The organism is Streptomyces sp. NBC_00996, assembly GCF_045162675.1.
GTDB lineage: Bacteria > Actinomycetota > Actinomycetes > Streptomycetales > Streptomycetaceae > Streptomyces.
The window spans coordinates 4,784,050-4,810,013 of record NZ_CP108723.1 but is presented as its reverse complement, the minus strand read 5'-3'; the positions used below and the strand labels follow the sequence as shown (position 1 = coordinate 4,810,013).

Genomic DNA, 25,964 nt, shown 5'->3' with positions numbered 1-25,964 from the left:
CGAGGTCTGAGGCGGGCGGACGAGGGGACGTACGGGTGGCGCAGGCGCGGCCGTCGATGCAGGAGCTGATCCGGCAGCGCAGGCGTGCCGGGTTCGTGGGCCGGGATGCGGAACGGGCCGCGTTCCGGGCGAACTTCGAGATTCCGCCCGAGGACGAGCGGCACCGGTTCCTCTTTCACGTGCACGGCAACGCGGGCGTCGGGAAGACGTTCCTGGTACGGGAGTTGGAGCAGGTCGCGCGGGAGAAGGGCGCGTCAACCGCATTTGTCGACGAGAGTGCCGGGAGCGTGCCGGAGGCGATGGCGATGCTGAGTCGTCAGTTCGCCGGGCAGGGGCACAGGTTCAAGGACCTGGACCGGCTGCTCGCCGCGCATCGCGAGCGTCGGTACGAGGCGGAGGCGGCTGCCGTCGCCATGCTCGAACCGGAGCCGGCGGGGCCGTCGGCGAGCAGCGTGGTGGCGGCGCGGGCCGGACTGGTCACGCTGGGCATGGTGCCGGGGATCGGCGCCTTCGCCGGAGTGCTCGACGCGGCCCAACTCGCCCAGGGAGCCGACCGGTTGAGGGCGGGCCTCAGCGCACGCTTCCGCAATCAGGAGGACGTGCAGCTGGTCCTGTCCCCGGAGCGCGTGCTCACCCCGGTGCTGCTGAACGAACTCACCGACGCGGCGTCCGGCGCGCCCTGGATCGTCCTGTTCTTCGACACGTATGAGCGGACGGGACCGTTCCTCGACGGCTGGCTGCACGAGCTGATGACGAGCGATCGGCACGGCACCCTGCCCGCCACCGTCGTCATGGTGACCGCCGGCCAACGCCCCTTCGACACCGCCCGCTGGGGCGCCTTCGCCGACTTCATGACGGACGTGCCGCTGGGGCCGTTCACCGAGGCGGAGGCCCGTGGGCTGCTGGCGGACAAAGGGGTCGTGGCGGAGCCCGTGGTGGAGGAAGTGCTGCGCCTCACCGGTGGACTGCCCCTGCTGGTCTCGACCCTGGCCGAGCAGCGACCCACCGACCCGGGCGACGTGGGCGACCCCAGTGCCACGGCCGTCGAGCGCTATCTGTGAAGTGGGAGCAGGATCCGGTACGCCAGGCGGTGGCACTCGCGTGTGCGCTGCCCCGGCGCCTGGACATGGACGTGTTCCGGGCGGCCGTGGACTGCCCGGACGAAGAGGCCGACGCGTTCTTCGGCTGGCTGCGTCGGCTGGCGTTCGTGGACGATCGCGGCGACCGGCTGCGGTATCACGACCTGGTACGCGAGCCGATGCTCCGGTTGCTGCGGCGCCGTTCTCCGCGGGGGTGGACCGAGCGGCACGAGAGGCTCGCGGAAGTGTTCGGCCGTTGGCGTGAGGAGGCGGCGCGCGGCCTGCGGCCTTACGCGGAATGGGCGCACGAGCAATGGTGTGAGCTGCGGCTGGAGGAGATGTATCACTTGTTGTGTGCCCGCCCTCTCTCGGCGCTCCCCGGGGTGCTGCGGGACCTGATCGGGGTCTGCGGGACGGACCACGGGACCGGCCGGCACTGGGCGCGCATGCTGGAGGAGGCGGGCGCCGACGCCGACGCGCCGGACCTGAAGGACTTCGGTCGTCGCCTGGGCGAGGCCCTCGCGGACGACGAGGCCGGGGTGACCAAGGCGATGGACCTGTTTCTGGCCCGCTCCGGGACGACCGTGCGGGACCGGGCGCTGGCGCACACGCTGCGGGGGAGCGAGCTGCACTACGCCGGGGAGGACCGGCAGGCTCTGCGCGAGTGCGATCGGGCGGTCGAACTCGATCCGGATCTGGATCTGGCCCACGTCAACGGTGGTGTCGCCCAACGGTCTCTGGGCGACTTCCCGGCGGCTCTGGCCGCCTTCGACCGTGCCGAAGAGCTGGCTCCTCATGACGGGCGGGTCATTGCGGCCCGCGGCGAGACGTATCGGCTGGCGGGTCGGTTCGAGGAGGCCGTCGCCGACTTCGACCGGGCCGTCACACTCGATCCGACGGATCCCGGTGCCCTGGCCTCCAGGGGCGTCTGCCGGCACGCGCTCGGGCTGCCGGACGAGGCGCTCGCCGACTTCGACCGCGCTCTGCGCATCGACGAGGACTACATTTTTCCATTGGTGCGCCGGGCTCGCCTGCACGCCGACATGGAGGAGTGGGACAAGGCGTTCACCGACCTGGACCGTGCGGCCCTGCTTTCGCCCGACTCGGCCTGGGTCGCGTCGGAACGGGGAGAGGCCTATCGGCTGGCAGGCCGCTTCGAGGAGACCGTCACCGAACTCGACCGAGCCGTCTCCCTCATGCCCGACTACCCTTCGGCCCTCGCGGGCCGTGGGGTCGCCCACCACGAACTGGGCCGCGACGAGGAGGCTCTGGCCGACCTGAACCGCGCTGTCGAGTTGGAGCCGGACTACTCCTGGGCCCTGCTGAGGCGGGCACGGGTCAAGCGCCGACTGCAGCACCAGGACGGCATGTTCGAGGATCTACGGCGTGCGGTCGCGGCGAGCCCCGGAGTCAACTGGATCGAGACCGAGCTGGGCGACGCCTACCGGATCGCGGGCAGACACCAGGAGGCGATCGCCGTCTTCCACCGCGTGGTGGAACGCGATCCCGGCAACGCCTCGGCGTTGGCCAGTCTTGGCGCATCGCACCGTGCCCTGGGGAACCACACCGAGGCGCTGGCATTTCTGGACCGCGCCCTGGCGGCGAGTCCGGACTACGCGTGGGCGTACGACCAGCGGGCGCGTGTCTTCCTGGCGACCGGGCGGACCGACCAGGCCGTGGCCGACTGGGACCGGTGCCTCACCCTGGACGGGGCCCTGGCCACGGCCCGCAGCAACGCCATCGAGGCGCTGATCCACAGCGGCCGATGGGACGAGGCGCTGGCCCGTGTGGCCGACGCGGACCGGTCGGCCGACCCGGCCGACGGCCTCGACTACCTGCGCGTCGTGGCCTTCCAACACACCGGGCAGTGGGCACAGGCCCGACGCCTCGCCGAGCGGATCCGCGCGGAGGACGTGGTGCCGGGCACGTTCCTGCTGGCGGTGATCGACAGCAGATCCCGGGGACTGGCGGCCGCGGAAGCCCTGTGGCGTGAACTGGCGCAGGTCCTGGACGCAGGCGAACTGGACGAGCTGACGCGCGTGACAGGGCGGTGCATCGTCGACTGGGCCCTCGCCGACTGGGACGAGGCCGACCGGGCCTTGGCCGAAGTCCTGGCCATGGAGCCCGCCTGGGACGACCTGGCGGGCCTCGCCGACATCCTCACCGACCTGCTGCACAGCCCCGGCGCCGACCGCTCCGAACTCTCGCCCCGCCTGGCGACGGTCACATCGGCCCGCGACACCGTGCGGGCGCGCTACGCGGAATGACCCGCGAACTCCACGAACTCGACCCAGACCCCGTCCGTGAAGGCGAGCTGTGCGCTCAGCCGGTCCTTGGAGTCGCGTACGTGCACGGTGGCGTCGGTGGTGGCTATGGCGACCTCGACGCAATCTGGACCGTCGTTGCTGCTGTAGCTGCTCTTGAACCACTCCAGGGTCATGCTTCTTCTCCCAGGACTTTCTCGATGAAGGCCAGCGACTCCCGGGGCGGGAGGGCCTGCGCCCGGATCATTCCACAGCGCATCTCCAGGATCTGGACCTCCCTGGGATCACTGATCACGCGACTGTGCAGCTGGGCCTCGGCGTGCCCCAGTGTCTTGCCGCCCCTGAGCCTCAGTAGCTGGAGTGAGCCGCCCATGCCCGCGTGGTCCTCGCGGTCCGTGGGCATCACCTGGATCTCGACGTGCCTCAACCCGCTGATCTCCAACAGGCGTTCGAGCTGTTGTCGCAGCACCATTCTGCCCCCGATAGGCCGCCGCAGCGTCACCTCTTCCTGGACGAAGGTGAGGAGCGGCCGGGGCACCCGGTCGAAAACTCCGCCGTGCTGCACGGCCGCGTACCGGGCCGGGACTTCCGGCTGACGCTCGTGCTGGACGCGGGCGGCACACTCCGTATCGAGGTGACCGACGCCCGAGGCGACCGGGTCCCGCGTATCCAGGACCCGGGTGCGGAGTGCGGGGAATCGGGACGCGGCCTGCTCATGGTGGCGGCGTACGCGGGCCGTTGGGGCGTCGACGAGGCGCCCGCCCACTGCAAGACGGTATGGGCGGAGCTGTTGCCGGGTCGCGTGGATCCGTGACTCGGTCGGGCGCGACGCCAAAGAAGTAAAGAACCGGGGAAAGAACCAACCCCATCCCGGCCACCCCCGGCGATCACCCTCAGGGGTGAACATCACCAACTCGGCTGGCGTGCCGGGGCCGTTGTGGTGCAGCGTCGGCCGCAACAACCGCACACATGAAACGGCCCCCGCCGGGACTGCAATCCCAATGCGAGGGCCTGATCACCGAGGAAGAGTAGGGCCTTCCCGATGACTGAGCAGCAGCCTAGCGCGCCCCCGCGCGCCCGGTCCGGCCATTCCGGCGCCGGAGTCGATCACGTCACCGAACGCCACAACGAGCGCTTCACCGTGGTCGGAAACCACCTCGCCCAGCACCCTGATTTATCCCTGACGGCGATCGGCCTGGCCACCCACATTCAGTCGCTTCCCAAGGGTGCTCGGGTCGGGATCAAGGCCCTGGCCGCGAGGTTTCCCGAGGGTGAGCTCCGCATCGCCGCCGCACTACGTGAGTTGGAGACGCACGGCTATCTGGCGCGGATCAAGGAGCGTCTGCCCTCCGGCAGGATCGTGACCCGCACGGTCTCGTACAACAAGCCCCAGACCACACAGCCCAGTCCGGCCGCACCGCCGCCCGCACCCCACCGCGAACCGACACCGACGCTGGAGTCGGCAGCGGAGCCGGAGACCACGGACCTCCGAAGCCGCCGTACCGCAGTCGATCTGCTGGTCGGACTGCGCGCCTACGACGCGCGCCTGCTGCTCACCGAACAGGACGTACGCCGCCTGGCCCCGGCCGTCTCCGCCTGGCCCCGGCCGTCTCCGCCTGGCCCCGGCCGTCTCCGCCTGGCCCCGGCCGTCTCCGCCTGGCCCCGGCCGTCTCCGCCTGGCCCCGGCCGTCTCCGCCTGGCTGGAGCGGGGCGTGCTTCCCGCTGCCGTACAACGCACCCTGACAGCTGACCTACCCCTGGAGCCGCTACGGCGTCCGGTGGCATTCCTCGAACATCGCCTCACAGCCCTCCTGCCCCCACCCCTTCCCGTCGCACCACGTCCACCGGGTCCAGTGGATCGAGATCCAACAGGTCCCCGTCGCCCAGCCCCGTTCCAGACCTGCGACGGCTGCGACCGGGCCTTCCGGGCAGAGCGGCCCGGCCGGTGCCGTGACTGCCGTCTGTCCGGCGCGGCGGCGTAGTGGGCACGGAAGTGAGTGGACCACTGATTCCCCTGCCCGAGCTGACCCCGGACGCGCTGCGGGCAGCGGTCACACGCATCGCCCCGAGCCGGATACCGGGGCTCGCGCAGCACCTCTTCGAAGCCACGACGAACGTGCAGCAGACTCAGAGCCTCGCGCCGCTGCGGGCCTTCGTGTACTCCTGGGCCGTGTTCGTCGCGATCGAACGGTATCCGGAGCGAGCCGCCCGGCTGCGTGAGCTGGAGCGGATCGTGGACGCGGGGGAGCAGGACCCGGCAGAGGCCATGACCGAGATCCGCGCGATCCGGGAGGCGGCCGAGGCGGAGGCGGGGTGGTGACGGACTGGGCCTGGGGTACGGCTAAGCCCAGATCCGGTCATAAGTGATCTGCTGGGCCACATTCCGCATACCGATCCGCCCCCTCAACCGACCGTTCCCGTTCGATTACAGTGCTGAGCTGTCGGACGTACGGGCGGTTCCTGGGGAGGTCTCGGTGGGTGCGACAGCCGGTGCCGTCTGGGGCCGTGCCGAACAGCAGGACTTCCGGAGCAGGGTGCGTGGGACGGTGCTCGGCGCGGCCCTCGGCGATGCCCTGGGTGCGCCGGTCGACGGGCTCGGCCTGGCGGAGATCCGGGAGGCGTACGGCGCGGAGGGGCTCACCGATCTGGCCTTCGGGTACGGCAGGCGCGGCGCCGTCACGGATCTCACGCAGCTCACGCTGTTCAGCGTCGACGGGCTGATCCGTGCCCAGGTGCGCCGCGACACCGGCGCCTGGCATCCGCCGACCGATCTGCACCGGGCCTACCGCCGCTGGGCGGCCACCCAGAGCGACTGGGGGCCCGACGAGCGCCGCAAGGAGGACGGCTGGCTGGCCCGCGAGGAGTGGCTCTACGCCCGCCGCGACCCGGCCCGCCCCTGTCTGCTCGGCTTCGGCGACGAGACGATGGGCACGCTGGACGCGCCCAAGAACCCCGGCGAGCTCGGGCCCGAGGCAGCCGCCCGCTCCGGGCCCTTCGGGCTGCTCGTCGGCTGGGAGCCGCAGCTCGTGGTGCAGCTCGCCGTCGAGTGCGCCGCGCAGACGCACGGGCACCCCACGGCGTATCTCTCGGCGGGCGGGTACGCCGTGATCGTGCACGCGCTGGCCCGCGGCGAGAGCCTCGACGCGGCCGTGCAGAGAGCCCTCGCGATCCTCGCGGCGCGGCCGGGACACGAGCCCGTCACCGACGCGCTCCAGCACGCTCTGGGCGCGGTACGGCAAGGAATGCCGTCGCCCGGACGGGTCGAGGAGCTCGCCGGGGAGGGTACGGCGGCGGGGTTGCTCGCGGTCGCGGTGTACTGCGCGCTGGTCGGCGAGGACATCCGGCACGGCTTGTGCCTCGCGGTGAACCAGGGTGGGCCCTCGGGTGTGGCGGGCGCCCTCACCGGGGGACTGCTGGGGGCACTGCACGGTGAGACGGCCCTTCCGCCGGCCTGGCTGGCGGAGCTGGAGGGCCGTCCCACGATGCTGGTCCTCGCGGACGACTTCGCGATGGAGATGACGCAGGGCCCGGCGTTGCACGGGCCGGGCGGGTCGTCGCCCGGCTGGCTGAGCCGGTATCCACGGGGCTGAGGCCTACGGTGTTCGCGCAGTTCCCCGGGCCCCTTTCGGGGCCGCGGGGAACTGCGCGAACGGGATGTGGGGCGGAGCCCAAGGGACGGGCAGGGGCGGCGGGTGCGGAACCCGCCTAGTCCTTCACCGGGGTCGCCACCCCGCCCGGCGCCCCCGCCGGCGCGGGAACGGCCGCGGAGGCCGCACCGTCGTCATCCGTGTTGATCTTCTCGATGATCGCGTCCCGCTCAGGCGTGTCCTCGGGCTTCAGGAAACCGATGAGGATGTACAGGACGAGGGAGATGACCATCGGGACGGAGACCTGGTACTCCAGCTTGACATCCGTGCGCTGGGAGAAGTCCAGGTTGTAGTTGACGAAGAAGAAGGCGAGCAGACCGCAGGCCCAGCTGGTGAGGGCCGCCGTCGGGCCGGACTTACGGAACGGTCGGAGCAGGCCCAGGATGAACGGGATCGCGATCGGGCCCATCAGACCGGCCACCCACTTGATGACGACCGTGATGATGTCCTTGAACGTGGGGGAGTTGACCTGCGTCGCCACCGCCATGGAGAAGCCGAGGAAGGCGACGGTGGTGACGCGGCCCGCGACCAGGCCCGTCCGAGTGTCCCAGGCCCGCGCGGCCTTCGACAGCACCGGCATCACGTCCCGCGTGAACACGGCGGCGATCGCGTTCGCGTCGGACGAGCACATGGCCATCGTGTGCGAGAAGAACCCGACGACGACCAGGCCCAACAGGCCGTGCGGGAGCAGCTGTTCGGTCATCAGGCCGTACGCGTCCGACCCGTCGGGCTTCTTCGCCGTGACGAGGAGCGGCGACAGCCACATGGGGATGAAGAGGATCACCGGCCACACGAACCACAGCCCGGCGGACAGGAACGCCGAGCGCGTCGCCTGCTTGGCGCTGCCGGTGGCCATGTAGCGCTGGGCCTGGTTCCACATGCCGCCGTTGTACTCGAAGAGTTTGATGAAGAGATACGCGATGAAGAAGACGGTGAGATAGGGGCCCGCGAAGCCGTCCCCGTGACCGTCCAGCTTCGGCGAGTCGAGGGCCTTGGACAGCCCGCCCTGGTCGGAGATCTTGTTCAGCGCGATGATCAGCATCGAGACACCGGCCAGCAACTGGATGACGAACTGGCCGAGTTCGGTGAGCGCGTCGGCCCACAGCCCGCCGATCGTGCAGTACACGGCCGTGATGCCACCGGTGATGACGATGCCCTGGGTGAGGGTGACCCCGGTGAACACGGTGAGCAGGGTCGAGATCGCGGCCCACTTCGCGCCGACGTCCACGATCTTCAGCAGGATGCCGGACCAGGCGAGCGCCTGCTGCGTCGGTACGTTGTAGCGGTCCTTGAGATATTCGAGGGGCGAGGCGACGTGCAGTCGAGAGCGCAGCCGGTTGAGCCGGGGCGCGAAGGCCTTGGCGCCGATGGCGACGCCGATGGCGATGGGCAGCGCCCAGGTGACGTACGAGGTGATGCCGTAGGTGTACGCGATGCCGGCGTACCCGGTGAACATCACCGCGCTGTAGCCCGACATGTGGTGCGAGATGCCGGACAGCCACCACGGCATCTTGCCGCCCGCGGTGAAGAAGTCGCTGACATCGTCCACACGCTTGTGGGACCAGATACCGATCGCGGTCATGACGCCGAAGTACGCGACCAGGACGGCCCAGTCGAGACCGTTCATGTGCCCCCTCCAGGGGTCCGCCTTGTGAACCTGCAGATACCGGACGGCACTTCGCCAGTACGCGCATGGGCGGCGCCCCCGTGCGGGAGCGGGGACTTCGGGGATTGAACCGCTGGTTCGACCAGCCGGTCAAGACCTCTCGCGGTCATAGATATGAACGCAGATCAGAAAGCAGAACGATTTTGCCTCTACTTTACCCGTAGGGCTGTTGTCGTGTTCGTGACGTGGAACACACGATGAGCGGGCACTTCGTCAGCGACATCAACACGCCGATCGCCACGACGATCGGCGGCGATCGGCAGGACGACAGAGACGACGGGCGTACGGGATGCGGGTCCCGTGCGACTGGGAAGGGAGCCGCGACGGCCGTACCTACCGCATGAGTTCGCCGGCGTTCACGAGCAGCGACTGTCCCGTGATCGCGCGCGCCCGGTCGGACGCCAGGAACACCGCGGCGTCCGCCACATCCCCGTCCGTGGCCAGCTCGGGCAGGGCCATCCGCTCGGCGAGCCGGGCCAGTACGTCCGCCTCCGGCACGCCCTCGGTGTGAGCGGTGAACTGGACATACGCCTCGACGGGCGGGCCCCACATCCAGCCCGGCAGTACGGTGTTGACCCGTATCCGATGCGGGCCGAGCTCCCTCGCCAGGGAGTACATCGCACTCGTCAGGGCGCCCTTCGACGCCGCGTACGCCGCTTGCCGCACCTGGCTCGGCGCGGCCACCGACGACTGGGTGCCGATGATGACGACCGCGCCGCCGCGCGACTTGAGCGCGGGCAGGCAGGCGCGGGTCATCCGCAGGGTGCCGAGCAGATTCACGTCGATGACCGACTGCCAGGTGGCGAAGTCGGCGTCCTCCAGGCCGCCGAAGTAGCTGTCCCAGGCGGCCACATGGACGACCGCGTCGATCCCGCCGAACCGCTGTGCCGCCAGCGCGGCCAGCGCCTCGCACTGTCCCTCGTCCGTGATGTCCGTCGCCCGGTAGGCCGTGTGCGCGCCGTCCGGATCGAGTTCGGCCGCCGACTTGGCGAGATGCGCCTCCGTACGCGCCCCGAGCACCGCGTTGCCCCCGTCGCGCACCACGGCGGCCGCGACCTGATGGCCGAGACCGGCCCCGACCCCCGACACGACGACGGTCTTGCCCGCGAGCAGTGACATCGGAAGCCTCCCCAGCTCTGGCGCATTGTCTGACGGAGCGTCAGAGTATGGGCGTCCGGCGGAAGAAGGAAGGGGATCGTCATGTCGGAGGAGACCCGCAGCGAGACGTACGCCGAACTGGCCGCCCTCGGCCCGTACGGCGTCCACCCGGGCCACGCCCTGATCACCATGGTCGAACCGCACCCGGGCCACGAGTACGCGTACAACCGCTGGTACGAGGACGACCACTACTACGCCGGCGCGATGGCCATGCCCTGGATGTACGCGGGGCGTCGCTGGGTGGCTACCCGTGATCTCCAGATCCTGCGCTACCCGGAGAAGTCGGCAATCGCCCAGCCGGTCACCGCGGGCTGCTACATCTCCACGTACTGGGTCACCGAAGGCCGCTACGACGACCACATGAAGTGGACCGTCGGCATCAACAAGCGGCTCAACCGGGACGGCCGCGTCTACCAGGACCGTACGCACGTCTTCACGGCCTTCCAGGACCACGAGGCCACGGTCTACCGGGACGGGGCCGCCGGTCCCCGCGACTTCCACGCCCTCGACCACCCGTACGCGGGCCTGGTGGTGGAAGTCGTCGACGCGGAATCCGCCGCGCAGCGCGCCCAGTTGCTGGAGTGGCTGCGCTCCCGCCACCTGCCGAAACGCCTCGCGGGCTCACCCGCGGCCATGGTCACCGTCTTCCGCCCGACCCCCCTCCCCGGCGACCGCATGACGTACGTCAAGCAGGTCGAGGGCGTGGACACCCGGCTGACCCTGCTGTGGTTCCTGGAAGCGGATCCGCGGGAGTGCTGGGAGGAGTACTTCGCAGGGTTGGACACGGCGGTCGGCGAATCGGGGCTGGGGAGGGTGGAGCTGGTGGCGCCGTTCATTCCTACGGTGCCGGGGACGGACCGGTACGTGGACCGGCTCAGGTAGCCCCGCCGGGTTCGGTAAGGCCGAGCCCCCTCGGCCGGGACGGCGGGCCAGTCGAGAGGGCTCTGTACGTGACGCGTATGAAGTTGTCTGTGGTCATGTGTCGGGCGAGGTCTTAAACGCCCCGGCTCACCTCGGCCACGAAGGCATTCCACGCGTCCGCGGGAAAGGCCAGCGTGGGGCCCTGGGGGACCTTGGAGTCGCGTACGGCCATCGCCGCGAGAACCGGGGACTTGACCTCGACGCAGGCGCCGTTGCCGGTGGAGTAGGAAGACTTGGTCCACGTGTCGGTGGCGCCCTGCTGAATTGCCATGTTCGCTCCAGTAGCGAGTTGTTGAGTTGCTGAGTTGCTGTCACCGCACTGCTGGTTCGCTCCGGAACCCGCTGCTCGGTTTGCGCCAACGTTGTTGTTCGGTGGCGTGATCGACGCTACTCGCCAACATCGGCCGACGAAGCGACTATTCACTCGACTGGATGGCATATTCCATGGGGGTCTTCCGCATTGGTGTGGCGAAGGTGTATTGTCCGGCACCTTCCCGGCGGGACTGCCGTCATGCGCCTCGGCGGGACCGCCGTCCCGGCCTCAGCGCGCGTACTCCTTCGCGATGTCGGCGATGAACTGACGCGACTGCTCCACGTTCAGGGCCTGCGCCCGGAGATGCTCGTACATCACGCTGTACTTCTGGACGTCGTTCGCCTTCTCCAGGTACAGGTCGCTGGTCACGCCCTCGATGTAGACGACGCTGGAGTCGGCCGCGTCGGGGAACTCGAGGATCGCGTACTGGCCGTTCAGCCCCGGGTGCGCCCCCATGTCGAAGGGGATCACCTGCACGGTGACGTGCGGCAGTTGGGACTGCTCGACGAGGTGTTCCAGCTGGTCGCGCATGAGGGAGCGGTTGCCGACGGCCCGGCGCAGGGCGGCCTCGTCGAGGACGGTCCACAGGCGCAGCGGGTTGTCGGGGGCGGAGATTCGTTCCTGCCGCTTCAGCCGTACCTGGACCCGCTTGTCGATGTCACCGGGCGCGGTCTCGGGCAGGGCGCCCGCGATCAGGGCCTCGGCGTACGGCCGGGTCTGCAGGAGGCCGGGGACGACCTGGGGGTCGTAGACGCGAAGTGACGCGGCGTCGGTTTCGAGCCCGATGTAGACGCTGTACGGAATGTCGCCGAAGGAGTGCCACCAGCCCTGCTGGCGCGAGTCCTTGGCCATCTGCATCAGTGAGTCGACGATCCGGTGGTCGTCGACCTCGTAGACCCCGCACAGATCGCGGACGTCGCGCTGGCTGATACTGCGCCGTCCGTTCTCCAGTCGGCTGATCTTCGACTGGGAGACCAGCAGCCGCTCGGCGACCTCTTCGGCCGTCATGCCCTTGAGCTCGCGGAGCCGACGCAGTTCCTGGCCCAGCCGGCGCCGCCGGACGGTGGGATTGACATTGGACGCCACGGGACGTGCACCTCCGGCTGCGGACCTGTACTTTGCGTATCTGCTGTTGAGCAGACTGCCACCAAGGTGCTTTCTACCGCTGGGAAACAGCGGATATGCGCTGGGTAGGCGCCAGTTCGAGGATCCGGCGTGTATATGCGGCTGCCCCGGCCTCCGTCGAGGCTCGCGCGGATGCGGCCGCGCGGGGCGATGAGGCCGTGTCGTCGTCCGGACGTACGGCCTCATCGCCCCGCGCGAGCCAGCGGCTCCCGAACCGGTCTTGGGGACTGCGGTGCGGCGCTGACGTGCTGGCGGTGCTGGTCGTGCTGGCGGTGCTGATACTGCGTGTGGTGCCGGGTGCCATGGGACTGCGGCTCAGTGGGCCACGGCTCGCGCCATGGAACCGCGGCGCGGTTGCATCGGAACACCGCGGGCGGGTTCCGGTGCGGTCCTGACTCCGGCAGTGGCCGGGCGGCCTGCCGGTGCCGGGCTGCGGCGCGGTTGTGCGGCCACACCGTTCTGGACGTCCATGACCGCGTGAGCCACGAGACCGCCCATGGGGTCGTGCCTGATCAGGTCCCGCAGCCGGGAGCGGGACGAGCGTCCCTCATTACCCGGATACAGGTGCTTGCCGAGACCGACCGCATGGGCCAGCGCGGCGAGCGCCGCGGTCCGCGGGTCCGGCGGGACGCCGGTGCGGATCGCGCTGTCCAGCCGGGACCTGATCTCCCGGCTGATCGCCGTGTCCGTCGCTTGGTAGCGAGTCGTCGGCAATACCCCGCACATCTGGCCGGCCACGGCATGGACCATGCCGCACCTCTCCAGATGCGAGAGATAGGTCTGGCGAAGTCCCAGTCGGGGTCCGCCAATCCAGTTGACCGCGCGTACGGGTGCTCCGCGCCGGCGAAGCAGTTCCAACGCACAGTCCAGTGTTGGATCTCCAGTCGGCCGTGGGGCCACCACGGCGATACGATCCCCGTCTGGGGCTATCCGTCCGGCCAGCGCCAGCTCCACTAGCTGTGCTCCGGCCAGACCTAGGTCGAGCGACTGCGGCTGTGCGGTGGTACCCGTGGTCGGGTCCAACGCCAGCAGCAGAAGCTCCTCCGGAAGTGTTCTGCGGCTCCTGCCCATCCATGCCTCCCCGCGTGGATGAATGACAGGGTGACCCCTCTCACATTGGTCTGTCGAGGGCGCGTGACCGGAATGTAGTGGAACCGGTAGGTATGTCGTTCTCGTCTACCGCGGGGGTTAAGCCCTCACACAGGACACTGGTACATGGTTCGGACAGCGGTGTCCGGCGGCGGTTGCAGGGTTTGACGGTTCGGTTTGGCGCACGGAGCGCGTGTGCCGCATGGAGGAGGCATCGGTGGCGGGCGAGTCCCCCGACAGGTCGAAGCAGCACGAGTCGTCGGCGTCGTCGGCAGAACCGACGCCGGGGACCCCGGCCGCGGTTCCGGGTCCGGCGCGAGGTGCCGCGTCGGCCTCGACCCCGGCCCCGGCTTCGGTCGACCCCCGCATGGCGGTGGCCCGCGAGCGGGCCGCCACGGTGCGGGTGGATCAGGCCACGGCGGTGTTCTCCACGAAGGCCTTGGCGGGGGCCGAGCGGGGGGGCTCCGCCGAGCCCGGCGAGAAGGGCTCCGAGGGCGACTCCCGACTGCGGGCGGCCGTGGCCGCGTGGGTGGCCGGGGCCGACGGGGACGACTCCCCGGCCACCGGGGAGTCCGGTCGCGACACGCCTGACGCTGCCATGGGGCGCTCCACGGACGGCGAGGGCTCCGACGCGGGGCGCTCCACGGACTCCGAGGGCTCCGACGTAGCCGCGGACGACGACGAATCGACCGATGCCGTTGACGGCGACGCGGCGACGTCCGGCGTGGACTCGCCGCGCGATGCGGGGGGCTCCCGCGGGGATGACACCGACGCGGCTGCCGACGGCGCCGCGGCGACGGCCGGGTCGGGGGCCGAGCCGACGTCCGACGAGGCGGCAGCTTCGGACGCCGAAGCGGTTGAAGGCCGGGACTCCGCCTCCGACGAGGACTCCGTCGCCGACGAGTCCGACGGCAAGGCCGAGACCGCGGCCGGTTCCGCGTCCCGCGCCGGCTCCGCGCAGGCCGCCGACGAGACCGGAAGCCAGGCCGAGAGCACGACGGGCTCTGCGCCCAACTCCGGCTCCGCGCCCGTTGCCGGGTCCGCCTCCGGCGCTGCCTCGGCGTCCGCCTCGGGCTCCGCGTCCGCCGGCGGCGAGGCTTCTGCCGCCGGTGAGTCCAGGGGTGAGGCCGAGACCGTGGCCGCCTCCGGCTCCGCGTCCGGCTCCGCGTCGGGCTCCGCCTCCGGGTCCGAGGCCGCCGCCGGTGAGTCCAGGGGTGAGGCCGAGACCGCGGCCGCCTCCGGCTCCGCGTCCGGCCCCGAGGCCGCGTCCGGCTCCGCCTCCGGCTCCGCCTCCGGGTCCGAGGCCGCCGCCGGTGAGTCCAGGGGTGAGGCCGAGACCGCGGCCGCCTCCGGCTCCGCGCCCGGCCCCGAGGCCGCGTCCGGCTCCGCCTCCGGGTCCGAGGCCGCCGCCGGTGAGTCCAGGGGTGAGGCCGAGACCGCGGCCGCCTCCGGCTCCGCGTCCGGCCCCGAGGCCGCGTCCGGCTCCGCGCCCGGCCCCGAGGCCGGGTCCGAGGCCGGGTCCGAGGCCGCCGCCGGCTCGGCATCCACCTCCGCCTCCGAGGCCGCCGCCGGCTCGGCATCCACCTCCGCCTCCGAGGCCGACGCCGGGTCTTCGTCCGCGTCCGCCTCCGGCGCCCGGGCCGCGTCTGCGTCCGCCGCGGACTCCGTCTCCGCGTCTGCCTCCAGCGGTGCGCCCGAGTCCAAGTCCGACGACGACACCTCGGGCGAGGACGCAACCCCCAGCCCGAAGGGCACCGTCGAAGGCTCCCCGAAGGCGCCCTCGGCGTCCCCGAAGGCCACCTCGACGGGCGCCAAGGACTCCACCACCCCCGAGCCCCCGGTCGACCAGCCCACCGCGATCTTCAAGGCACCCCGGCCCCCGGCCGTGGACCAGCCCACCACCATGCTCAAGTTGGGCGGTGGCTCCAAGCCGACCACTGAAAAGCCCGCGACCAAGCCCGCGACCAAGCCCGCGACCAAGCCCGCGACCAAGCCCGCGACCAAGCCCGCGACCAAGCCCGCGACCAAGCCCGCGACCAAGCCCGCGTCCGACGCCGAGCGCACCAGCAAGTTCGTCGCCCTCAAGCCCCTCGACGAGCCGGCTGCCCCGGCGAGGCCGAAGGCCACTCCGCCTCCCGGCACCGCGACCAAGCCGGCGGCAGCCCTCGCCCCGGGAATCGCTGACAAGCCGGCGGCAGCCACCGCCGCGCTCCCGCAGGTCGGGCCCGAGCGCACCACCCAGCAGCCGCTGCCGCCGAAGCCCCCGTTGGATCTGCTGGCCGAGCTGACGAACACGCCGCCGCCCCCGCAGACCCCGGTCCGGACGATCGTGCGGCGGGTCAAGATCTGGACCCCGATGGTCCTGCTGCTCGCGGTGATCTTTGCAGTAGTACAGGCCGTGCGCCCGCTCCCGCCCCCCGCACTCGCGCTCACCGCCGACGAGACGTACACCTTCGAGGGCGGCAAACTCGACCTGCCCTGGCCGGGGCAGGGACAGTCGGCGATCGAGGTCGAGGGCGTCGGCAGCCTCGGCACGGAGGGCAAGCAGACGCCCGCCCCCATTGCGAGCGTCGCCAAGATCATGACGGCGTACGTCATCCTTCAGGAACACCCGCTGAAGGGGAACGAGGGCGGCGAGAAGATCACCGTCGACCAGCAGGCCGAGGACGAGTCGAAGCTGCCGGACGAGTCGACGGCGGCGATGTCGAAGGGGCAGCAGTTCACGGAGCGCCAGATGCTCCAGATGCTGATGATCCCGTCCGGCAACAACGCGGCGCGGCTGCTGGCCCGTTGGGATTCCGACAACAAGACCTTCGTCGGCAAGATGAACGCCGCGGCGAAGAAGCTCGGCATGACGAAGTCGACGTACACGGACCCGAGCGGTCTGCAGAAGACGACGGTGAGCACCGCCACCGACCAGCTCGAGCTGGCGAAGGCGGTGATGCAGAACGAGGTGTTCCGCAGCATCGTCTCGATGGCCAGCGCGAAGATCCCCGGGCTCGACAAGCCCATCTACAACAACAACGACCTGCTGGTGAAGCAGGTCGGCGTGATCGGCCTGAAGACCGGTTCGTCGACGCCCGCGGGCGGCAACCTGGTGTGGGCGGCGACCAAGACCGTGAACGGCAAGACGCAGACGGTCTACGGCGCGGTGCTCGGCCAGAACGCCGGCACCGGCAAGGTCTGGGACAGCCTCCAGCTGGCACTGACCAACAGCCAGAAGCTCATCGACAAGGTCCAGCAGAGCCTGACCTCCGCCACGGTGGTGAAGAAGGGCGACGTCGTCGGCTACGTGGACGACCAGCTCGGCGTCAAGACGCCCGTCGTCGCCACCAAGAACATGACGGCGGTCGGCTGGCCCGGCCTGAAGACGAAGCTGTCGATCGGTGACGAGGACGGCGAAACGGTCCCGCACTCCGGCAAGGCCGGCACGGTCGTCGGCCGGCTGACCGTCGGCGACGGCTCCACTCACGCCGTGACGATCCCCGTCGCGCTCCGGTCGGACCTCGCCGAGCCCGGCCTCGGCGCCAAGCTGACCCGCGTCAGCTGAACGGACGTACGCACCGGTGACGTACTGCGGTACGCACCGGTGACGTACGCCGGGTACGAAGCGGCGCACCGCACCCCGCGGGCGGAGCCCCACCCGGGGCGCTCCCCGGCGGGGTGCGTGCTAGCGTCGCTGAGTGGCCTCGGGGCTGGTCGTGGGCCGTGGCTCCCGGCGCAGAACGGACAACGGGACACGGGAGAGCCTTGCAGTGGCGACAGCGGAGCCGACACACGCCGACGACGCCGATCCGGGCCCAGGGGCAGGCCCGCGAATACCGCTGCGCGCCCCTACCCCTGACGGAGCGCAGGACGCAGCGTCCAAGCCGGAGCACAGCACCCGCCTGAGCCGTTTCCTGCACCACCCCGTCGTCCTGGCCACCGTCCTTGCCGGTGTCCTCCATGTCGTCTGGTTCTTCACGTTCGCGAACAGCGGTGGGGATCTCGCCGCGCAGGACGCGTGGGCGGAGTTCGTGGGGCGGCACCCGGACTCGGCGTACAACCTCGCCTGGTACGGCGGGATGCACCCGGTCTCGTACAGCGTGGTGTCGCCGTATCTGATGTCGGTGCTCGGTGTCCGTACGACGATGATGATCGCGGGGACGATCTCGGCGGCCCTGCTGACGATGATCCTGATACGCAGCCGGGCGGTGAAGAACCCGCTGTGGCCCGCCTTCGCGGGCGTCTTCGCGCTTTTGTGCAACGCCATCTCGGGCCGGGTGACCTACGGCCTCGGCCTGGTGTTCGCGCTCGCCGCGGCCGCCACCGTCTTCTGCTGGCCCTACCGCTGGCGCTACAAACGCTGGGCGAAGGCCCTGTGCGCGGCACCGCTCGCCGCGCTGGCGACCGCCGCGTCGCCGGTCGCCGGACTGTTCGTCGGTCTGGTCGCGGTGGCCCTGTTCCTGCAGAAGCGCCGCCCCGGCGCGTACGCCCTCGGCGTCGCGCCCGCCGTCGTGGTCGCCGTATCGGCCTGGCTGTTCCCCTTCTCCGGCACCCAGCCGATGGCCTTCTACTCGGTCATCCTGCCTTTCCTGTACTCCGTCCTGGTCTTCGTCCTCGTCCCCGAGGAGTGGAAGACGGTACGGATCACGGCGGCGGTGTACGGCGCCTCCGTGCTCGGCGTCTGGCTGATCAGTTCGCAGATCGGCACCAACATCTCGCGCATGGCGATGCTGTTCGGCGGAGTCGTGCTGCTGGCGGCCCTGCCCTTCAGCGTGCCGAAGTCGCGCAAGTGGTACGCGATCGTCGTCGCCTTCATCGGACTCAATGGGTGGATCGGCTTCAAGGCGGTCGACGACATCGTGCATACGACCCCGGCGGCGTCCTGGGCGCGTGAGCTGGCCCCGCTCGTCCATCAGCTCCAGGTGGTGGGCGCCGAGAAGGGCCGTGTCGAGGTCGTCCCGGCCCGCTCCCACCGCGAGGCTTCCGCCCTCTCCCCGTACGTCAACCTCGCCCGTGGCTGGAACCGCCAGGCCGACATGGAGCGCAACCCGCTCTTCTACGACGACACCCTCAACTCCGCGAACTACCACGAATGGCTGCAGCGCTGGGCCGTCCACTACGTGGTGCTGCCTAAGGGCGAACCGGACGGGGACGGCGGTGAGCGGGAGCGCGAACTGGTCCAGCGGGGGATGCCGTATCTGCGCCAGATCTGGGGCGACGCGAACTGGCAGCTCTTCGCGGTGACGGACCCGGTCCAGCTGGCCGAGCCCAACGCCGTCGTCGACCGCGCCGAACAGGGTGAGCTGACGCTCGAGGTGAAGAAGGCGGGCCGCATTCTCATCCGGATCCCGTACTCCCCGTGGCTCAGCATCGTCGATGCCGAGGGCAAGAGCGTGAAGCCGCCGCAGGAGACGGAGCAGTCCAAGAACCGTGCCGAGGGAGTACCGAAGACGTACGACAACCTCCATGGTTGTCTGATGCCGACGGAGGAGACCGCGGCGGGCGACAAGTGGACGGAGCTACTGGCCCCGAAGCCGGGCACCTATCACCTCGCGGCGCCGTACCAGCTCCCCCGGGGAACCCCCTGCCCGGAGGAACTGCGCTGACCGGCCCGAGCCGGGTTCAGAACGTTTTTTCGCCCCCTCCGCCCCTCCCCGTCCCGACCAGCCTTTCGGCTGCGGGTGCGTGGGGGTTGATCGCGCAGTTCCCCGCGCGCCTTTTCAGCGGGGGTCTGGGGGCGCAGCCCCCAGGGACGGGACGGGTAGGGGCGGAGGGGGCGAACAACACCCCGCTCAAGTCATCTCACCGGAAACGCCACGTCACACACCGCGTCCTCCGGTCCCGCCGCGTCCCAGTCCGCGAAGTACACCTCGCGACAGGGACCGTCGTACGAGAGCCCCCGCTCGGCGATCCACGCCTCGACGGCCTCGAAGGCGGCGAGGATCTGGGGGTGGGCGACCTGCGCCTTGGCGATGCGGGTGTAGGCGAGCCGCTGGGCGGGCTCGACGCGGACCTTGGCCTGCCAGGGCAGGCCCTGCTTCTCGGCCCAGGCACGCGCGGCGTCCGCGTCGGCGACGGGAACGCATGTCTCCGCCGGCCCGTCGCTTTCGGTGCTGACCTCGGCGTAGTAGACGACGAAGGGCGCACCGGTGATCCCCCCGCACTGTTCCGCGCCCTCCTCCAGCCGCCCCAGCGAGGCCGGAATCCAGACCGGCAGCTCGTCCGCCAGGGTGTGCCGCGTCTCCGTCAGCACCACCCGCTCCGGTACGTCCACCGTCTCGACCACGAACTTCGCGTACATCTCGGAACTCCTTCCCGACAGCCGTCCACGGAGGTACTCGGCGAGCGTCCGCCGCGCGGCGAACCGTGCCTCGGCGTCAGCCCAGTACGCGGCGAGGAGATCGGCGCCGGCCCGGCTCTCCGCCTCGACCACCTCCGCGATCCGGGCGAGCGGCATGTCGAGCTGGCGCAGCAGCGCGACAAGGCGGGCGCGTTCGACCTGGCCGGCGCGGTAGTAGCGGTAGCCGCTGACCTCGTCGACGTGCGCCGGAGCCAGTAGTCCGAGCCGGTCGTACAGCCGAAGCGCCTTCGGCGAGAGCCGCGCGCGAGCGGCGAACGCGCCGATCGTGAGCAGTTCCTGATCCGCCGGGCCGGGCTCCGGTCGCGGTCCCCGATGCGCGTGTTCCTGATGCACGAGCCCATCCTCCGTCACCGGGCGCCTTCCGCCCGGTGACACAGGACGTTCCCCCTTGCCCCAGGGGCAAGGTCAAACACGCCGGAGTCAGCCGGCGAGCTGCTTCTCCACCGCCGCGACGACCTCCGCGGACTCCGGCTCGGTCTGCGGCGAGAAGCGGCCCACGACCGCGCCGTCCCGCCCGATCAGGAACTTCTCGAAGTTCCAGCGGATGTCCCCGCTGTGCCCCTCGGCGTCCTCGGTGCCGACCAGACGCTGGTACAGCCCGTGCCGCCCGTCCCCGTTCACCTCGGCCTTCTCGGTCATCGGGAACGTCACGCCGTACGTCGCCGAGCAGAACTCGGCGATCTCCTCGGAGGTCCCGGGCTCCTGCCCCATGAACTGGTTGCAGGGCACGCCGAGCACGGTGAAGCCCTGGTCGGCGTAGCGCTCCTGGAGGCGCTCCAGGCCCGCGTACTGCGGGGTCAGCCCGCACTTGGAGGCCACGTTCACGATGAGGACGGCCTTGCCCTTGTACTGCCCCAGATCGGCGGAACCACCCTGAAGGGCCCCGATTTCGACGTCAAGCACAGAGTTGTCAGTAGTCATGAGCGGATGCTAACTCCGGTGGATGACGTGACCGTCAGCCCCGCTGGGCTGTGACGAGTACCTCACCGGCCGCGGTCCGCGAGTACAGCACCGACCGCCCCGCCCGCCGCCGCTGTACGAGCCGCGCGTCCAGCAGCACCTTCAGATGCCGTCCGACCGAGCCCAGCCCCTGCCCGGTCACGGCGACCAGCTGGCTGGTCGACATGGGGGAGTCGAGGAGGACGAGGACGCCGGCGCGGGCCGGTCCGAGGAGCGCGCCGAGACTCTCGGGCACGGCTTCGGCGCGTATGTCGGCCAGCACACCCGCGCACGGGTAGACGACGGCGTACCTGTGGGACTCCTCCCAGGACACCCAGCCGGCCTTGGGAGTGACGGGCACGAAGAGGAGCTGCGCTCCGGAGATTTCGCGCGGCGGATACTCGTGGAGGTTGACCTGGAGGCGGTTTCCGCCGAGCCAGCGCGTCCCCGGCCGCAGCGCGTCCAGCGCCGCCGCCCAGCCGCCCTGGCTCAACTGCGCCGTACGGGCGACCACATCCGCCTCCAGGATGCGCCGTCGCCGGTCCCAGTACGGCCGTACGGCCTCGTCCCATACGTAGGTGAGGAGCTCGGCGGCGCGCCCGGGCAGATCGTCGCGGTCCACCAGCCGGTCGGGCAGCGGGCCGCGAAGGGAGACGGCGAGGTGGGCGCGCGCGTCGTCCGGTGATGCCTCCCGCACCCGGGCGACCTCGTCCTCGAAGGTCTCGTCCCCGTGCGGCGTCGGGGTGAGGAAGTCGGCGATCCACTCCCGCCCGAGCCCGGAGCGGATGAGCAGCGCGGTGACCGGGTCGCAGGCGAGGCGCTTCCGGTACGCGGGCAGATGGGCCCGCAGCCAGGCGTGCTCCCCGGGATGCGCGCCCACGCCCGCGTGCAGCACCTTCAGGCTCGCAAAGGTCTCCGCGAGCGGCGACAGCACGAAACGGCTTCCGGCAAGGGTGTCGGCGTTGACCTGCCACCAGCCCATGCGCCGCACCCTTCCCGTCGTCTTGGTTTCGCCTCCGCGCGAAACAATAACGACCGCCTCGCACGGCCCTCGAGACTCCGCCCATGCGCAGCTACTCCGACCTCTTCCGCACGCGGGAGTTCACCCCGCTGTTCCTGTCCTCCTGCTTCAAGACCGCGGCCTCGACGGTGAGCGGTCTGGCCCTCGCCACCCTGGTGTACCGGGCGACGGACTCGCCCCTGCTCTCCGCGCTGAGCATGTTCGGACCGTCGTTGGCGCAGGTCGTGGGCGCGACGACGCTGCTCTCCGCGGCGGACCGGCTGCCGCCGCGGGCGACGGTGACGGGCATCGCGCTCGCGTTCGTGCTCGGTACGGCGGCGATGGCGACCCCCGGCTTTCCGATCTGGACGATCTTCGTCCTGCTTCTGCTCCTCGGCCTGGTCCAGTCGTTCGGCGGCGGAGTCCTGTGGGGCCTGCTGAACGAGATCCTCGCCAAGGAGGGCTATCTGCTGGGCCGTTCGGTGTTCAACATGATGAGCGGCGTCGCGCAGATCACGGGATACGCGACCGGTGGCGTCCTGGTGGCGCTGCTGTCCCCGCGGGTCACACTGCTCCTGGCGGCGGCCCTGTATCTGGCGTCGGCCCTGACCGCCCGCCTGGGCCTGACCCGCCGCGCCCCGCGCGCCGCCGGCCGCCCGTCCGTCGCGGAGACCTGGCGCACGAACGCGCGCCTGTGGTCCTCGCCCGAGCTCCGCACCCTCTACCTCCTTCTCTGGATCCCCAACGGCCTGATCGTCGGATGCGAGTCGCTGTACGTGTCGTACGCGCCGAGCCGGGCGGGCGCGCTGTTCGCCTGCGCGGCGTTCGGGATGTTCGTCGGGGACGTGACGACGGGCCGCTTCCTCCCGCCCCGGGTGCGCGCCCGTCTGGGCATCCCGTTCCTGCTGCTCCTCGCGACGCCGTATCTGCTGTTCGCGCTCCGGCCCGGGATCGGCGTGGCGGCGGCCGCCGCGGCCGTGGCCTCCATCGGCTTCGGCGCGAGCCTGATCCAGCAGGAACGGCTGGTGTCCCTGATCCCGGACGAACTGAGCGGCCACGCCCTGGGGTTGCACACGGCGGGCATGCTGACCATGCAGGGCGTGAGCGCGGCGCTGGCGGGCGGCGTCGCCCAACTCACCTCGTCCGGCACGGCGATGACGGTCCTGGCCGTGGCCTCGATCGCCGTGACGCTGACGCTGGCACCGTCGCTCCTCCGCGGCCGTATCGCGCCCCGGGATCGCCAACGCCCGGAGGTGTCCGCACCAAGGGAAAGACAATCCGGAGTGAACTCTCCCTGAATTGAGCGAAGTTGTACGACCGGGGCCACAACCACCCCACGGTCACCAAGGTCTAAGAAGGCGACCGAAAGCGCACATGAGCGCACAGAAGCACACCAAGGGGTAATCATGTTCAGTCGCCGTACCGCCGCCGCCCTGCCGAAGGCCCTGGCGCTGGCCGCCGTGTGCGCCGCGGTCGCCGTCCCGACGGCACACGCCGCGACCCCCAAGAGCGCGACCGCGGTCTCCACCGGCCAGAAGCTCTACTACACGGCGGCCGCCGGTCAGACGAACCACCTGAAGATCTCCTGGGCACTCGGCGCGACCGACCCGGACTCCCAACTGGCTGACTACATCTACACCTTCGACGACACCGTGAGGATCTCCCTCGGTGCCGGCTGTGTCCGTCCGGACGCGAGCGACGACACCAAGGCGGTCTGCACGGTCACCGAACCCAACACCTCGGCATCCGACCTCGACACCCTGATCGTCGATCTCGGCGACGGCGACGACACCGCGACGGTCGACCCCGACAACAGCGGGTACTCGCGCATCTACGGCGGATCGGGCAACGACACCCTGACCGGCCACGGCGTGGACGTCCTCTACGGCCAGGACGGCAACGACCACCTCTCCGGAGGCGGCGGAGTCTACAGCGAGGGCGCGTTCGGCGGCGCGGGCAACGACACCCTCACCTCCTGCGGCTACACGTGCCACGGCGGCGCGGGCAACGACACCCTGTACGGCGGGATCAGCGAGGACAACGCCGAGGGCCGCGACTACGGCAACGCCCTGTACGGCGACGACGGCAAGGACAAGCTGTACGGCAACGCCGGCAGCGACCTCCTCCAGGGCGGCCGGGGCAACGACACCCTGTACGGCGGCACCGGCGACGACAAGCTGTACGGCAACAGCGGCGACGACCTCCTGCACGGGGGCGCCGGCAACGACTATCTCTCCGGTGGCCCGGGCAGCGACAAGATCCACCAGAACTGAAACACCGCGGGCGTGGGCGGGCGCGAGGAGCGCCGGCCGGGTGCCGTGGGTTACCTGCGGCACCGCCACGGCCCCCGTTGACACTCTCCGTGTCCGAACGCTAACTTCGCGGCGTCGTCGCCACACCAGGAGCACGAGGCTCCATTGGGACTAGCGACGCGAAGGACACTCTCCAGTTGACGACTGCGACAGTTCCCGAAATCCAGCACGTCACTCCCAGGCCCGTTCTTTCCGGCCTCTTCAGAGTTCAGCCCTACACACCCCACTGTCAGGTCATTCACGCCGCGGGCGACCATGCCGTGATCGGTGTCTCGCCGGGCAACAGCTACTTCTCGGCCGGTCGGATCAATGACCTCGCCCGTTGGGGCATCGACCACTTCGACCGGGTCGACTTCGTCTATACCGACCTCCATGTCGCCGAGATGTACGAGGCGTTGGGCTATGCCGCCGACGACGCCCGGCGCAAGGCGGTGAAGAACCTGCGGGGCGTACGCGCCAAGGTGAACGCGGCGGTGGAGGCCTTCGGTACCGGGGGCGGGGCGGGGGGTGGGAGGCTCGCCGCCCACGCCATGTCGGACCTCGCGGACCACCCGGCGTACCGGCGGATCCACGACCACATCCGCGAACTCCTCGACACGGACGGGGAGTTCCGTGAGACCTGCGACGCCCTCGTGGACGCGTACCTCTCCTCGAAGGTCCTCGACGGGAGGGAGGGCACCGAGCGGCAGCGCGAGGTGTGCCTGAAATACGTCTGCGCGGAGGCGCCGCTGTTCCTGGACACCCCCGCCATCCTGGGTGTCCCGTCCTCCCTCAACTGCTACCACCAGCTGCTGCCGATGGCCGAGCTGCTGTACGCGCGCGGCTCGGGCCTGCGCGCGTCCCGCAACCAGGGCCACGCGATCGTCACGCCCGTCGTCGCGCCGGAGGAAGGGGACGGCGATGCGCGCTGAGAACCTGCTCGACTTCCCGTTCTCCTGGCGCGGGGACCAACTGCCCACCGAAGTCGAGGAACTGCGCTCCTCGACCCCCGTTCGGCGGGTGCGGACCATCGCGGGCGACGAGGCCTGGCTGGTCTCCTCGTACGACCTGTGCAAGCAGGTCCTGGAGGACAGCCGCTTCAGCCTGAAGGACACCTCGGCACCCGGCGTGCCACGCCAGTACGCCCTGACGATCCCGCCCGAGGTCGTCAACAACATGGGCAACATCACCGGGGCCGGGCTGCGCAAGGCCGTCCTCAAGGCGCTCAACCCGAAGAGCGAGGGCTTGGCGGACTGGATGCGCCGGTACGCCTCCGAGCTCGTCGACGCGCTGCTGGCCGAGGGCGCTCCCGCGGACCTGCGCGGCGGCTTCGCCGACCCGTACTCGGCGGCGATGCACTGTCACATCCTCGGCATTCCGCATGCGGACGCACCCCGGCTGATGCGCAGCCTGGACATCGCGTTCATGAACTCGGCCTGCCCGATCACCGGCGCGAAGCTGAACTGGGACCGTGACATCGCGTACATGACCGCCCGGCTGGACGACCCGGCGACGACCGGTCTCATGTCCGAGCTGGCGGCCCTGCGCGACGACCCGGAGTACGCCCACCTGACCGACGAGATGCTCGCCACGGTGGGGGTGACGATGTTCGGGGCGGGCGTGATCTCCACGTCCGGCTTCCTGACGATGGCGATCGTATCGCTGCTCCAACACCCCGAGCTGCACGTTGAGTTGCTCACGAACCGGGACCGGATTCCGGCCGCCGTGGACGAGCTCCTGCGCATCAATCTGTCCATCGGCGACGGACTGCCGCGCCTCGCCCTGGACGACGTCCGGTTGGGGGGCGTGGAGGTCAAGGCGGGCGAGCTCGTCCTGGTCCTCGTCGAGGGTGCCAACTTCGACCCCGAGGAGTTCCCCGACCCGCACCGGGTCGACCTCACCCGGGAGAACAACACCGCCCACCTCTCCTTCGGCGGCGGCCACCACTACTGCCCCGCCACGGCCCTCGGCAAGAAGCACGCCGAGATCGCCCTGGAGACGCTGCTCGACCGCATGCCGGAGATCCAACTGGCGGTTCCCATCGAGCAATTGGTGTGGCGGACGGGTTTCATGAAGCGCATTCCCGAGCGGCTGCCGGTGATGTGGTGAGCGGCGCGGGGAGAGCC

At 70.5% G+C, this 25,964-nt stretch carries 21 protein-coding genes and 2 pseudogenes; 13 read left to right on the top strand and 10 right to left on the bottom strand.

All coding sequences use genetic code 11. From position 1 onward, the window contains the following. Positions 1 to 35 precede the first annotated feature (35 nt). On the top strand, positions 36 to 1,061 hold the full coding sequence (locus OG390_RS22575) for an ATP-binding protein (RefSeq protein WP_406170521.1): 1,026 nt from the start codon (positions 36 to 38) through the stop codon (positions 1,059 to 1,061). Beyond that, the gene (locus OG390_RS22570; RefSeq protein ID WP_406170519.1) at positions 1,058 to 3,346 is read left to right on the top strand and encodes a tetratricopeptide repeat protein; all 2,289 of its coding nucleotides are present in this window, start codon (positions 1,058 to 1,060) and stop codon (positions 3,344 to 3,346) included. Before OG390_RS22575 ends, OG390_RS22570 begins: the two co-directional genes overlap by 4 nt. Here OG390_RS22570 and OG390_RS22565 read toward each other — a convergent pair. Further along, complete coding sequence (locus tag OG390_RS22565; RefSeq protein ID WP_406170518.1) at positions 3,334 to 3,519, bottom strand: DUF397 domain-containing protein; 186 nt, start codon at positions 3,517 to 3,519, stop codon at positions 3,334 to 3,336. The two genes, OG390_RS22570 and OG390_RS22565, sit on opposite strands and share 13 nt — an antisense overlap. Then, a pseudogene (locus tag OG390_RS22560) lies at positions 3,516 to 3,893 on the bottom strand (DUF5753 domain-containing protein); the annotation flags it as partial. The pseudogene OG390_RS22560 and the gene OG390_RS22565, both read right to left, overlap by 4 nt. On the opposite strand from OG390_RS22560, the pseudogene OG390_RS22555 reads away from it, so the two are divergent. The 4 genes and pseudogenes from OG390_RS22555 to OG390_RS22540 form a co-directional block, all read left to right on the top strand. Beyond that, positions 3,894 to 4,157: pseudogene (locus tag OG390_RS22555) on the top strand (ATP-binding protein); the annotation flags it as partial. Between the two features lie 228 nt (positions 4,158 to 4,385). Then, positions 4,386 to 5,093 carry a helix-turn-helix domain-containing protein gene (locus OG390_RS22550; protein ID WP_406170516.1) on the top strand — a complete coding sequence of 236 codons (708 nt, stop codon included), beginning with the start codon at positions 4,386 to 4,388 and terminating at the stop codon, positions 5,091 to 5,093. Positions 5,094 to 5,336: 243 nt separating this feature from the next. Further along, positions 5,337 to 5,663 carry a hypothetical protein gene (locus OG390_RS22545; RefSeq protein WP_406170514.1) on the top strand — a complete coding sequence of 109 codons (327 nt, stop codon included), beginning with the start codon at positions 5,337 to 5,339 and terminating at the stop codon, positions 5,661 to 5,663. A 154-nt stretch (positions 5,664 to 5,817) separates the two neighbouring features. Beyond that, positions 5,818 to 6,933, top strand: coding sequence for an ADP-ribosylglycohydrolase family protein (locus OG390_RS22540; RefSeq protein WP_406170512.1), 1,116 nt, complete (start codon positions 5,818 to 5,820; stop codon positions 6,931 to 6,933). Positions 6,934 to 7,048: 115 nt separating this feature from the next. Here OG390_RS22540 and OG390_RS22535 read toward each other — a convergent pair whose 3' ends face one another. Next, complete coding sequence (locus OG390_RS22535) at positions 7,049 to 8,617, bottom strand: sodium:solute symporter family protein (RefSeq protein WP_406170511.1); 1,569 nt, start codon at positions 8,615 to 8,617, stop codon at positions 7,049 to 7,051. 372 nt (positions 8,618 to 8,989) lie between these two features. Next, on the bottom strand, positions 8,990 to 9,775 hold the full coding sequence (locus tag OG390_RS22530; protein WP_406170509.1) for an SDR family oxidoreductase: 786 nt from the start codon (positions 9,773 to 9,775) through the stop codon (positions 8,990 to 8,992). Between the two features lie 81 nt (positions 9,776 to 9,856). Here OG390_RS22530 and OG390_RS22525 point away from each other — a divergent pair, with 81 nt between their 5' ends. Next, complete coding sequence (locus OG390_RS22525) at positions 9,857 to 10,696, top strand: hypothetical protein (protein WP_406170507.1); 840 nt, start codon at positions 9,857 to 9,859, stop codon at positions 10,694 to 10,696. Positions 10,697 to 10,808: 112 nt separating this feature from the next. Here the strand turns inward: OG390_RS22525 and OG390_RS22520 are convergent, their stop codons facing one another. The 3 genes from OG390_RS22520 to OG390_RS22510 form a co-directional block, all read right to left on the bottom strand. After that, positions 10,809 to 11,006: a DUF397 domain-containing protein gene (locus OG390_RS22520; protein WP_406170505.1), complete on the bottom strand. Its 198-nt coding sequence runs from the start codon at positions 11,004 to 11,006 to the stop codon at positions 10,809 to 10,811. A gap of 270 nt (positions 11,007 to 11,276) precedes the next feature. Next, positions 11,277 to 12,134: a helix-turn-helix domain-containing protein gene (locus OG390_RS22515; RefSeq protein WP_406170504.1), complete on the bottom strand. Its 858-nt coding sequence runs from the start codon at positions 12,132 to 12,134 to the stop codon at positions 11,277 to 11,279. A 354-nt stretch (positions 12,135 to 12,488) separates the two neighbouring features. Beyond that, positions 12,489 to 13,244, bottom strand: a complete 756-nt coding sequence (locus tag OG390_RS22510; protein ID WP_369247303.1) for a GPP34 family phosphoprotein — start codon at positions 13,242 to 13,244, stop codon at positions 12,489 to 12,491. A 220-nt stretch (positions 13,245 to 13,464) separates the two neighbouring features. Between OG390_RS22510 and OG390_RS22505 the strand changes: the two genes are divergently transcribed. Both OG390_RS22505 and OG390_RS22500 read left to right on the top strand, forming a co-directional pair. Then, a complete protein-coding gene (locus OG390_RS22505) occupies positions 13,465 to 16,812 on the top strand; it encodes a serine hydrolase (RefSeq protein WP_406170502.1) in 3,348 nt (1,115 codons plus the stop codon). Positions 16,813 to 17,017: 205 nt separating this feature from the next. Next, entirely contained in the window at positions 17,018 to 18,853 is a 1,836-nt protein-coding gene (locus OG390_RS22500) for an MFS transporter (protein WP_406170500.1), read from the top strand. 191 nt (positions 18,854 to 19,044) lie between these two features. Here OG390_RS22500 and OG390_RS22495 read toward each other — a convergent pair whose 3' ends face one another. The 3 genes from OG390_RS22495 to OG390_RS22485 form a co-directional block, all read right to left on the bottom strand. Next, complete coding sequence (locus OG390_RS22495; protein WP_406170498.1) at positions 19,045 to 19,941, bottom strand: MerR family transcriptional regulator; 897 nt, start codon at positions 19,939 to 19,941, stop codon at positions 19,045 to 19,047. Between the two features lie 87 nt (positions 19,942 to 20,028). Then, the gene (locus tag OG390_RS22490) at positions 20,029 to 20,529 is read right to left on the bottom strand and encodes a glutathione peroxidase (RefSeq protein ID WP_406170497.1); all 501 of its coding nucleotides are present in this window, start codon (positions 20,527 to 20,529) and stop codon (positions 20,029 to 20,031) included. Positions 20,530 to 20,563: 34 nt separating this feature from the next. Next, a complete protein-coding gene (locus OG390_RS22485) occupies positions 20,564 to 21,529 on the bottom strand; it encodes an ArsR/SmtB family transcription factor (RefSeq protein WP_406170495.1) in 966 nt (321 codons plus the stop codon). Between the two features lie 83 nt (positions 21,530 to 21,612). Between OG390_RS22485 and OG390_RS22480 the strand changes: the two genes are divergently transcribed. The 4 genes from OG390_RS22480 to OG390_RS22465 all read left to right on the top strand — a co-directional run bounded on the left by OG390_RS22480 (position 21,613) and on the right by OG390_RS22465 (position 25,947). Further along, positions 21,613 to 22,845, top strand: coding sequence for an MFS transporter (locus OG390_RS22480; RefSeq protein WP_406170493.1), 1,233 nt, complete (start codon positions 21,613 to 21,615; stop codon positions 22,843 to 22,845). Positions 22,846 to 22,953: 108 nt separating this feature from the next. After that, positions 22,954 to 23,820, top strand: a complete 867-nt coding sequence (locus OG390_RS22475) for a calcium-binding protein (RefSeq protein WP_406170491.1) — start codon at positions 22,954 to 22,956, stop codon at positions 23,818 to 23,820. Between the two features lie 176 nt (positions 23,821 to 23,996). Next, a complete protein-coding gene (locus OG390_RS22470; protein ID WP_406170489.1) occupies positions 23,997 to 24,770 on the top strand; it encodes a tRNA-dependent cyclodipeptide synthase in 774 nt (257 codons plus the stop codon). Continuing rightward, a complete protein-coding gene (locus tag OG390_RS22465) occupies positions 24,760 to 25,947 on the top strand; it encodes a cytochrome P450 (RefSeq protein ID WP_406170487.1) in 1,188 nt (395 codons plus the stop codon). The genes OG390_RS22470 and OG390_RS22465 overlap by 11 nt, the downstream gene beginning before the upstream one ends. The last annotated feature ends 17 nt before the right edge of the window (positions 25,948 to 25,964 follow it).